This is a genomic window from Verrucomicrobiota bacterium, from assembly GCA_016871675.1.
GTDB lineage: Bacteria > Verrucomicrobiota > Verrucomicrobiia > Limisphaerales > VHCN01 > VHCN01.
This window is the reverse complement of record VHCN01000098.1, coordinates 1-8,989: the sequence shown is the minus strand read 5'-3', so window position 1 is coordinate 8,989 and position 8,989 is coordinate 1. Positions and strand designations below refer to the sequence as shown.

The 8,989-nt window shown below is 64.8% G+C and carries 12 protein-coding genes and 2 tRNA genes; 6 read left to right on the top strand and 8 right to left on the bottom strand.

Translation table 11 applies throughout. The features are described from left to right. Nucleotides 1–215, top strand: a 215-nt coding sequence (locus FJ386_14425) for a DUF1585 domain-containing protein (GenBank protein ID MBM3877885.1), incomplete at its 5' end; no start/stop codon positions are given. Between the two features lie 2 nt (nt 216–217). Then, nucleotides 218–1,075 (top strand): hypothetical protein, encoded by an 858-nt coding sequence (locus tag FJ386_14420; GenBank protein ID MBM3877884.1) that lies wholly within the window; start codon nt 218–220, stop codon nt 1,073–1,075. Between the two features lie 296 nt (nt 1,076–1,371). Here the strand turns inward: FJ386_14420 and FJ386_14415 are convergent. The 3 genes from FJ386_14415 to FJ386_14405 all read right to left on the bottom strand — a co-directional run bounded on the left by FJ386_14415 (nt 1,372) and on the right by FJ386_14405 (nt 2,069). Continuing rightward, nucleotides 1,372–1,446, bottom strand: a tRNA-Thr gene (locus FJ386_14415). A gap of 178 nt (nt 1,447–1,624) precedes the next feature. Then, nucleotides 1,625–1,825 carry a hypothetical protein gene (locus tag FJ386_14410; GenBank protein MBM3877883.1) on the bottom strand — a complete coding sequence of 67 codons (201 nt, stop codon included), beginning with the start codon at nt 1,823–1,825 and terminating at the stop codon, nt 1,625–1,627. Nucleotides 1,826–1,838: 13 nt separating this feature from the next. After that, nucleotides 1,839–2,069, bottom strand: coding sequence for a response regulator (locus tag FJ386_14405; protein ID MBM3877882.1), 231 nt, complete (start codon nt 2,067–2,069; stop codon nt 1,839–1,841). A gap of 109 nt (nt 2,070–2,178) precedes the next feature. Between FJ386_14405 and FJ386_14400 the strand changes: the two genes are divergently transcribed. Both FJ386_14400 and FJ386_14395 read left to right on the top strand, forming a co-directional pair. Beyond that, nucleotides 2,179–3,531, top strand: coding sequence for a PQQ-dependent sugar dehydrogenase (locus tag FJ386_14400; GenBank protein ID MBM3877881.1), 1,353 nt, complete (start codon nt 2,179–2,181; stop codon nt 3,529–3,531). Nucleotides 3,532–3,539: 8 nt separating this feature from the next. After that, nucleotides 3,540–4,049, top strand: coding sequence for a hypothetical protein (locus tag FJ386_14395; GenBank protein MBM3877880.1), 510 nt, complete (start codon nt 3,540–3,542; stop codon nt 4,047–4,049). 41 nt (nt 4,050–4,090) lie between these two features. Here the strand turns inward: FJ386_14395 and FJ386_14390 are convergent, their stop codons facing one another. Continuing rightward, the gene (locus FJ386_14390) at nt 4,091–4,519 is read right to left on the bottom strand and encodes a hypothetical protein (protein MBM3877879.1); all 429 of its coding nucleotides are present in this window, start codon (nt 4,517–4,519) and stop codon (nt 4,091–4,093) included. A 192-nt stretch (nt 4,520–4,711) separates the two neighbouring features. On the opposite strand from FJ386_14390, the gene FJ386_14385 reads away from it, so the two are divergent. Together FJ386_14385 and FJ386_14380 are read left to right on the top strand one after the other, a co-directional pair. Then, entirely contained in the window at nt 4,712–4,996 is a 285-nt protein-coding gene (locus FJ386_14385; protein ID MBM3877878.1) for a hypothetical protein, read from the top strand. Between the two features lie 25 nt (nt 4,997–5,021). Further along, nucleotides 5,022–6,488, top strand: coding sequence for an alkaline phosphatase (locus tag FJ386_14380; GenBank protein MBM3877877.1), 1,467 nt, complete (start codon nt 5,022–5,024; stop codon nt 6,486–6,488). Nucleotides 6,489–6,491: 3 nt separating this feature from the next. On the opposite strand, the gene FJ386_14375 is transcribed toward FJ386_14380, so the two are convergent. The 4 genes from FJ386_14375 to FJ386_14360 all read right to left on the bottom strand — a co-directional run. Beyond that, the gene (locus FJ386_14375) at nt 6,492–7,514 is read right to left on the bottom strand and encodes a four-carbon acid sugar kinase family protein (protein MBM3877876.1); all 1,023 of its coding nucleotides are present in this window, start codon (nt 7,512–7,514) and stop codon (nt 6,492–6,494) included. Next, nucleotides 7,511–8,476, bottom strand: a complete 966-nt coding sequence (pdxA, locus tag FJ386_14370) for a 4-hydroxythreonine-4-phosphate dehydrogenase PdxA (protein ID MBM3877875.1) — start codon at nt 8,474–8,476, stop codon at nt 7,511–7,513. The genes FJ386_14375 and pdxA overlap by 4 nt, the downstream gene beginning before the upstream one ends. A gap of 152 nt (nt 8,477–8,628) precedes the next feature. Further along, a tRNA-Met gene (locus FJ386_14365) sits at nt 8,629–8,705 on the bottom strand. A gap of 85 nt (nt 8,706–8,790) precedes the next feature. Then, nucleotides 8,791–8,989 (bottom strand): MFS transporter (locus FJ386_14360; protein MBM3877874.1); only part of this gene is annotated, 199 nt, incomplete at its 5' end.

Here is an 8,989-nt window from a genome sequence, read left to right as displayed (position 1 = left end):
TGGACGATTCGGAGCGAGTTCGGCAAGTGTTTGTGCGATACGTCTTCCGTTATTACATGGGCCGCAACGAAACGCCGGGCGACGCGGCGACATTGCAGGAGGCGGACCGCGTGTACGTGAAGAGCGGCGGCAGCTTCAAGGAACTGGTGGTGTCGTTGTTGACCTCGGAATCATTCCTCTATCGATCGGTGCAAGCTCAGGGAGCCAAGAAATGACCATGAACTCGAATCGCCATGCAACGAAGTTTGTCATCTCAATCGTGTTGCTCCTGGCCGGCCATTCGCTGGCGAAGACTGGCAATTCCGGCGCTGTGGCGACCGAATCGCCCCCCGCGGAGTTGATCGAATCTTGGATCGCGGATGGCACGCTATCGACGAAACTGCGCACAGTGAAAACGTTGAATGTGGAGGCGGCCAAAGTCCTGGTTAAACACAAGGTCGCGGTAGGCGATAGAACCTTGGACCTGCCCGGGTTGACGAGCATTACTCCGGAGGTCGCCCGAATCTTATCGTTCCGAGAAGGGGGGGAGGCAGTAGGGTTACATCTCGACGGTCTGACAACAATTACGCCGGAGGTCGCCGAGGCGTTAGCGACGGGGCAGGGCGGCGGTTTGTCGCTTAACGGCCTGACCACCATCTCCGCTGAAGTCGCAAAGAGACTGAGCGGAGTCAAGCGAAAGCTCGTGCTCAATGGATTGAAAACCTTATCGCGCGAAGCCGCTGTGGAACTGGCCAAACACAAGAGCAAGTTCACGCTCACGGGTCTGACCGAGATCTCCGACGAAGCTGCCGAGGCGCTATCCCAGCACAGCCAGACGATGCTCCTGAACGGTTTGACCCGCTTAACTTCCGCTTCGCTCACAGCCACCGTTCTTCGATCGAATGATGGTTTTGCAAATTTCAAAAAGGTCCAGACGATTTCAGACGGTGTGGCGAAAGTGCTCGCGGAATATCGGGGAACAAAACCGATTGAACTTCCTGGATTGACGGAGCTTTCCGAGGTGAATGCGGCTCTGCTGCGAGCGAATCAGAAAATCGTCCTCCCGTCGAAATTTCAAAAGCCTGAACAACAGTGATCGCTCCGGCGTTTCACTCCCAACGACGCAAGCCGCCCATGAGAGTTAACATCTGCACGATTCTTGCCGTGGCACTGGGGACTGTGTCACAGGCCGTCGCCGCGACTAGCCCCGCGCTGGAGACTGCCTCCCTCAGGACGATTACGGTCGAAGACGCGAAGAGGCTTTCGCAGGACACGAGCGGCGCGCTGCAACTCGACGCCTGTAAGCGGCGGTCGAAAAGTGCGGCGGGTGGCACTCTTGAAGCCTGGAGGGGCAGTCTTGCCGTCGTCGGCTGACGCCCCTCGAGTTGGGAGTGGAGCCAATGGTCGGGGTCGAACCGACGACCTACGGTTTACGAAACCGTTGCTCTGCCACTGAGCTACATTGGCCTCGAGAGTCGGTGCCTCGTTTGCGGCCTCGAATCGCCGCCATTGTGTTCCGCGCTAGCGACATGGCAAGTGAATTTCAGGCGAACGCCCGCCGACGAAGGAAGTCTGACCGTGCGGAGCCGGCCGGGTGCAATGCTTCGGCAGAAAACGACGGCCGGCCCCGGCAGGAATGCCGGGATCAATTCGCCGGCACCAGTTTCACCTTCTTCGAACTGCCATCGATGATGAACTTGTGGATCGGAATGGGTTTCCCAAGTCCCTTGGCAAGCTCCGTCATGGTCGGCACTCGTTTGTGACGCTCGAAGAACAGCTCAACGATGAGGTTCATGTCCGCAAACTCCACGCTTGCGAGCACTTCATTCGCGGACTTCGGTTGCACCGACTGGCAACGTTCAGCCCCGCGCGTCGGACTTGATCGTATCGCACAGCACGTAACCATCCATGCCGGGCATGTCGATGTCGCTGACAACCAGATGGACGGGTTCGCGGCCGAGCACGTCGAGCGCGTCCCGGCCGTCGCCGGTGACGCTCACCCGGTAGCCGTGCCGCTCGAGCAGCTTGCGCAGCATGAACGCCTCGGTCTTGCCGCCCGCGACGATGGGGATGTTCGGGGCGTCGGGCATTCGCGCAGCGCGAGCGGCAAGGAGGAAACGCGGCGCGCCCCACCCGGACGAGGGACGGACCGCCAAACGTGCCTTGTCATCCCCGATTCACCCGCTAGGCTTCGCCGCCATGAATCCGCCCACCACTCCGTTCCGCCACATCGTTCTGCTCGCCTGCGCGCTTGCGTGCACTCCGGCCGCCACCGCAGCGGATGGCCCATCCGGCATCTCGCTCAAGCTGGTGGCCACGAACCTGACCGCCCCGACGCTCCTCGCCCCGCTTGGCGACGCCGCGGGCCGTATGCTGCTGGGCGAGCAGACCGGCCTGCTGCACGTCCTCTCGCGAGACGGGAAGACTTCGCAGATGTTCGATTTTCGAAACCGGATGTGCCCGCTCAAGATGGGCGCCTTCGACGAGCGCGGTTTGCTCGGCCTCGCGCTCCATCCGAAGGCGCGCGAGAACGGCAGGTTTTACGTGTGCTACAGCGCCCCGCGCCGCACGAACGCGCCCTCCAACTGGGATCACACGATGAACATCTCCGAGTTCAGGCTCCGCGGCCGCAACCTGGACGAGGTCGACGAGAAGTCCGAGCGCATCCTCCTTCAGGTCGACCAGCCTTACTTCAACCACAACGGCGGCCGCATCGCCTTCGGGCCGGACGGCTTTCTCTACATTGGCTGCGGCGACGGCGGGCACAAGAACGACATCAACCAAAAGGAAGAACACAAGGCCCGCGGTCCGCGCGGCAACGGGCAGGATCTCAACACGCTTCTCGGCAAGATTCTCCGCATCGACGTCGACAAGTCGGCCGGTGGTCGCAACTACGCGATCCCGTACGACAATCCGTTTGCGCGCGGCGGCGGCGAGTTGGAGATCTTTGCGTGGGGCATTCGCAATCCGTGGGGCATGACGTTCGACCGAGGCGGCAGGCGCGAGCTTTTCGCGTGCGACATCGGCCAGAGCCGCTGGGAAGAAATCAACATCATCGTCAAGGGCGGCAACTACGGCTGGAACCTTCGCGAGGGCAATGAGTGGTTCAATCCCGTGAACAACAAGGAACTCGAACCGCTCGACAAGCCCTACGTCGATGCCGCGGGCGCGACGTTTACCGGCCCCGTCATCCTGTATGGCAACCTCAAGGCCTTCCCGCAGGAGGGCAAGGGAATCAGCGTCACCGGCGGTTACGTCTATCGCGGCAAGGCGCTGCCGCAGTTGCAGGGCAAATATGTCTTTGGCGACTGGTCGCGCCACTTCGGCCTGCCGCAAGGTGTGCTCTTCGCCGCGACGCCTTCGACGAAACCCGGCGAGTTGTGGAAACTCGATGTCCTTGAGCCCGCGTCGCATCCCGGCCCCAACATCAAAATGTTCGTCTGGGCGTTTGGCGAGGACGCCGAGGGCGAACTCTACGTCCTGACCAACGACAACAACGGTCTCGCGGGCAAGACCGGCAAGGTCTGGAAGCTGGTCAAGGCCGGCTCGTAGCCTGCGCCGTGCGAAAACTCCGCGGTCCAATTTGGAAGGGGCCCGTCCCGGGCGCCACGCCGCCACGGACCAAGGCCGAGCGGGACAAACTTCTCTACGGGCTTCCCAAGGGCGACCTCACGCCGCGCCAGAAGTGGGTGGTCGCAGGCTTCGCCTTCCTCGGCGTGCTGTTCCTCGTGGCAGTCACGCTGTTCAGCCTCAAGCCGCCTCCGCGACAGGTGCGTATCGTCCTCACAGGAACGCCGGGCTTGCGGCTCAAGGTGTCGTCGGAGGCAGACGGCCGCCAGCACCACTCCGTCGTGCGCGTGCCGACCAATTTCCTGTTCGCGGCGCACGACCTGGATTTCACGTTCAAGCGCATCAGCGCCGGTGGCGAAGTCGCGCTCGCGGTCTTCATTGAGGGCAAGCAACGCTCACTCGTCACGAGCATGGAACCTGCGGGGGGCGCGTTCGTGGAGATCCACCACGGACTGTTCAAGAAGCGCTACGGGACCGGGACATTCGAACTGAGTCGTTGAAGCCACCGCGGGCGCACCTTGCCCGGTTCCCGCGAAATGGATCATTTCTTCGCGGTGCCCTGCAGCCGGAATTCCCCGTTGTTTCCGTTCGACGCGCGGTAGCTGCCGTTGAGCGACTGTCCGTTGATTGCGGCGGTCCACTGGTAATCCGCGCCGTCCACTTTGGTCACGCCCGAGAGGTCGGTTCGCGCGCCGGATTGCTTGGGAGTCATCAGCGCGGTGTAGCTGATCGGCTTGCCGAGCGCGGTGCCGGTGAAGCGCGCGAGCCACTTGCCGTTCTCCTCGCCGATCACGGTGCACGTCAGCGGGCCGGACGTGTTGTATTTCCGGTTGTTCCAGGTTCCGGACCAGGACTTGCCGATTTCCTTGGGTGCATCCGCGGCGATAACCGGGACCACGAGGCTGGCCAGCAGGACCGCCGCGCAACCACAGCCTGCGACGAGTGAACCGAAGCGTTTGGGAGTGTTCACGGATGGTTTGTTCGTGAGCGAAGGGTTCGCGCCAAGCCGGCGCCCGCTGCATCCACCCGATGCTATAGCGCAAGTGCACCGACGCCGTCAACCCGGTTCTGGTGGGCGCGGCGCGCCCTCGTTGGAACGCACGTCAAAACACCGCTCGATCGAATGAGCGCCCTCGGGTATTGAATGCCCGTTCACTTCTCCATGGCATGCACGATTCGCGTTCCGGACAATGCGGTCCGGCTTCTCTGCCTCGCGCTCGCCGACGCGCTGACGAGTCGCGCGTGGATCGACGTCCACGTCCGCAGCAAAGGCCCCGCCGACCCATCGAAACCAGGCCGGGGCGGTCAATACGAGAAGAAGCCCGGCGGCTGGTTTCGCGACCTGACCGCGAAGGACGGCTTCGACCCGCGCCCGACCATGAGCCGGTGGCGCGTGGATTATCAGCGTGATTTCGCCATCCGCATGGCGTGGTGCTTGCCGCCGTGACATCGAGACCTCACTGTTTCTCAAAATGAAACCCAATTCCCTCAGCCGCCGCCGATTCCTCCGCGCCACGTCCGCCGTCGCCGTCGCCGGCGCGTTCCCTTCCGCGAGCGCCGCGCAACCCGGGGGCGGACCGCACCAGGCCACCGGCAAGCGCGTCGGGGAAGCGACGGACACGAGCGCGATCGTCTGGACCCGGCTCACGCGGAACCGCGAGCGCAACAACGCGGGTCTCGCGTTCAACCAGAAGAAAGTGGACCGCAAGAATCTCGCGAAAGTCACCGTGCCCGTTGGCGAAATCGAAGGCGCGTGTCCCGGCGCACCCGGCCGCGTGCGCGTTCGCTTCGGCTTGCGCGCGGATTTGTCCGACGCGCGGGAGACGGAGTGGGTTCAAGTGGGTGACTCGACGGATTATATCCACCCATTCGCCCTCACCGGCTTGAAGCCGGGGAGCATTTACCACTACGTGAGCCAGGCCGCGGCCGATGCGGGCGGCGCGGTCACGAGCGAGTCGCGCGGCCGCTTTTTCACCGCGCCCGCGGCCACAACGCCGACGTCGCTACGCTTCTGCGTGATGACCTGCCAGGGCTATCAGGACCGCGACCACGCGGACGGGCATCCGATTTATCCGGCGATGCTCGCGCTCGAGCCGGCGTTCGTCGTGATGACGGGCGACCTCGTCTATTACGACAGCAACGAACCCGTCGCGACGACGCCCGAGCTCGCGCGCCTGCATTGGGAGCGGATGTTCAGCCTGCCGCGCCAGCTCGCGATGATGAGCAGCGCGTCGAGTTACTGGCTCAAAGACGATCACGATACGCTCAGCAATGACACATGGCCCGGCCGGCGCGCGGGCGATTTGACGTTCGCGGAGGGGCAGAAGATTTTCCGCCAGCAGGCGCCGCTCGGGGCGGACCTTCACCGGACGTTCCGGTGGGGCCGCGACTTGCAAGTCTGGTTCACCGACGGACGCGATTTCCGCTCGCCGAACACCATGCCGGACGGCCCGGGCAAGACCATCTGGGGCGCCGCGCAGAAGGAGTGGTTCAAGCGGACCGTTGCCGCGAGCGACGCGACGTGGAAGGTGCTCGTGAGCCCGACGCCGCTCGTCGGTCCCGATCGTGCGACCAAGAACGACAACCACAGCAATGCGGGCTTCGCGCACGAAGGCGACGAGTTGCGCGGCTGGCTCCAGGCGAACGCGCCGGATAACTTTTTCGTCATCTGCGGCGACCGGCACTGGCAATACCACTCGGTGCACCCGACGACCGGGGTGCAGGAATTCAGCGTCGGCGCGGCGAGCGATTCGCACGCGGGCGGCACGCCGGGCGAGAACCCGGCGTATCACCGCTTCCACCGGGTGAAGGGCGGCTTCCTGTCCGTCGAGTTGAAGCCCGAGGGCCGCGAGAGCCGGATTGCGCTGCAACTGCGCGACGTGAGCGGCGCGGTGGTTTACGAGAAGACGGCGCGGCGTCTGGCAATGTCGAATCCGTAGCCGTCAAAACATCTCGCCGGGCCACGGATAACTTCCCGGCTTCACGCAGAGCAGGGGACCCCCGGGTGGCCGCAGGCTGCCGACCCCGGTGAATCCCTCCGGGGCCACGGCAAACCGGGTCCAGCCATGCCGCGCGATGAAGGCCAGCGCCGTCGCTCCGCCTTCGAGTCCGATTCGTAAGTCTGCCCGCCCGTCCACCAGGGGCAACGCGGCCGCTGCGAGCGCTTCCGTCAAGGGCGCGCCCTCACTCGAAGCCGCCGCGCCGGGAACGAGCAACAGTTTGTCAGTCTTCCCCCAAATCTGCCCGCCCTCCGCATCCGCGATCGTGCGGATCACAAATCCGCGACGCGACAACTCCGATGCTCGTCCCGCTTCCAGTGCCGCCAAGCTGCCGCAGACCACGAGCGTCTTTGGCGCTGCGAATCGTCGCACGCGCTCGGTAGCACGACTCGGGTCCGAGCGCGTCAGTCGCGCCGCGAAGAAATCCGCCGCTCCCGCCGCGAGGGTTTCCGGTCGCAACTCGAGGTCCAAGTCCCCGGGCTTCTCCGCGTCCGGCGTGTGAATCGCAGGCGCTTCCCCGAACCATTCTCGCACGACCGAGCTGCGCCGCGGATGCCACGGGTCGCGCGCAAAAGCTGTTTCATCCAGCGGCACGCCCGCGATGAAGTAGCGCCCGCCGCGAATCACGCGGCTCTTGGAGGGATTGGCCGGGATGAAAACGCAATCGCGCAGTCCGGTCGCGGCGAGCACGGCCGCGATCTCGGCGCGGATGTGGCCGCGCAGCACGGAATCGGTCTTCTTGAAAATCCATGACGGGCGCGCTGCGGCGACCGCCCGCGCCACGCCGCCCACGATGCGCGCGGCCTCTGTCTCGGATTTCAGCCGCGTATTGGTGTCGATGGCGATGACTTCAGCCTCACTCGACGGGTCAAAGCGCGTTTGCACTTCCGCGCGCCATCCTCGCGCCGCGGCGATACCGGCGAGTTCAGCCGCGCCGGAAAGATCATCGGCGATGATCGCGATCATTGCGCCGCGAGCTTCACGGCCAGGCGCACGGCGGCATAGAGGCTGTCGGGGCGCGCCTTGCCCTGCCACGCGATGTCGAGGGCGGTGCCGTGGTCCACGCTGGTGCGGATGATCGGCAGGCCGAGCGTCGTGTTCACGGCGGAGTCAAACGCAAGCGCCTTCACGGGGATGTGGCCCTGGTCGTGATACATGCAGATGAACGCGTCGGTGGCCTTGCGTTTCCACGGCAGGAACGCGGTGTCCGGCGGCAGCGGGCCTTCGACCTCGTGGCCACGCGCGCGCGCGGCCTCGATGGCGGGGATGATGATGCGTTCCTCCTCGCGCCCGCCGAAAAGGCCGTGCTCGCCCGCATGCGGGTTGAGGCCGCAGACGGCGAGCCGGGGTTTGCGGCGGCGGATGCGTTCGAGGCCGGCGGCGGTGAGTTCGATGACGTCGAGGATGCGTCCCGGCGTGAGCAGCGCGGGCACTTCCGCGTAGCCGACGTGGACGGTGACGAACGAGCAGGTGATTTCCTCGGAGTATTGCATCATGCACGAGCGCGCGGCGTGGGTGCGCGATGCGAAGATTTCCGTGTGGCCGGGGAACTTGATGCCCGCCTTGCTCATCGCCTCCTTGTTGAGCGGCGCGGTGGAAACGGCGGCAACCTGCCCGGCGAGCGCGGCGTCAATGGCGCGGTTCACGTAAGTGTAGCTCGCGTGGCCGGTCGTGGCGCTGATGGCGCCGGGCGTGAAGGCGCCGGGGCCAATGAGGCCGAGGTCGAGCACGCCGGGTTCGCGCGGTGTCTCATGCGCCCACGCTTCCGCGGCAATGACCGGAGCGGCGAAGGGCAGTCCCGCTTTCGCCGCGCACGCGCGCAGCACGGCGGCATCGCCAAAGACGACGGGCGTGCAGAGGCGCGCGAGGTCTGCGTTGGCGAGCAAGTGCAGGCAGACTTCGGGCCCGACGCCCGCGGGGTCGCCCATGGTGATGGCAATGGTCGGCTTCAACTGTTGGGAAGAGTCTGTCATCCTCAGGCCGCGGCGTCACCACCGCAAGCGACGGCGCGGCCGGGGCGTTCGCCGGGCGTCAAAACGCAGAGACCCCTGTTTTCACAGGGGTCTCGTGCATTCCAAACTGGTTGCGGGGCCTGGATTTGAACCAGGGACCTTCAGGTTATGAGCCTGACGAGCTACCGGGCTGCTCCACCCCGCGGTCAATTGCGGGCGCGAATATAGTCACGGACTCCCTCGGCGCAAGCCCCATCTTGGCGAAAAGTGCCGGCGCGATTGCGGCTTCGTCAGTGCGGAAGTTTTGGTGGCTCCCCGGCTGCCGCCGCTTTCGCCGGCGGATTGAAGAAGATCGCGAGCGCGATGGCGGCGACGATGGCGAGTCCCAGTGGGATGAGGAACAAGCTCTGGAAATTGGTCACGCCGTCCTTGGTCACCGAACTGAAGAGTTGCGGGCAAACCGACGCCGCCACGAGCGAGCCGATGCCG